General features: G+C 63.1%; 1 protein-coding gene. It reads left to right on the top strand.

All coding sequences use genetic code 11. The features are described from left to right. The coding region (locus tag I6F37_RS38330; RefSeq protein WP_225154120.1) for an outer membrane protein at positions 1–758 on the top strand (758 nt) is incomplete at both ends.

Genomic DNA, 758 nt, shown 5'->3' with positions numbered 1-758 from the left:
TGTCTCTCCCACGCCGCCTCCGCGGCCGATCTTGCCAGGGCCTACACCAAGGCGCCGCCCGCGCCGGTCGCATTCAGCTGGACCGGTTTTTACGCCGGCGTGCATGGCGGTTATGGCTGGAGCGATCCGACGGCGACCTTCGATCCCGGCGCGCTCGCAACCGGGACGGTGCCCGGCTATGTCGTCACGGGTGGCACTGGGCCGTTCACCCTGGATGTGAGCCCCAAGGGCGGATTCGGCGGCGGCCAAATCGGCTATAACTGGCAGTCCGGCACGTTCGTGTATGGTCTGGAAGCGGATGTCAGCGGCGCTGCCATAAGGGAAACGGCGAGCCGCCCCTTCAGCGTCACCGGAACGATCGGCGGCGACAATGGCGCCTTCACCGGCGTGTTCAATCTCAAGCAGGAAATCGATGTCTTCGGCACGATCCGCGGACGTCTCGGATACGCGGCGAACAATGTGCTGATCTACGGTACCGGTGGCTTCGCCTGGGGCCACGTCAAGAACAGCATCTTCACCTCCAATCTCGCCACGCCGAATATCGCCAATTTCAACGGCTTCTTCCCGGCCCTGACGCGAAGCGCGTCATCGTCCGACGTCCAGGTCGGCTTCTCCGCGGGTGGCGGCATTGAATGGGCTTTCGACCCGCGCTGGACGTTCAAGGCCGAGTACATCTACATCAATCTCGGAAAGTCGAACGGCAATGCTCTTGCATTCCCCGGAGCGTCCTTCACGGACACCGAGGTTCAGCTTCATAC

This window comes from Bradyrhizobium sp. NBAIM08, from assembly GCF_020193935.1.
Classification (GTDB): Bacteria; Pseudomonadota; Alphaproteobacteria; order Rhizobiales; family Xanthobacteraceae; genus Bradyrhizobium; species Bradyrhizobium yuanmingense.
Note: the sequence above shows the minus strand (reverse complement) of the source record. Positions and strands in the feature narration are given on the sequence as shown.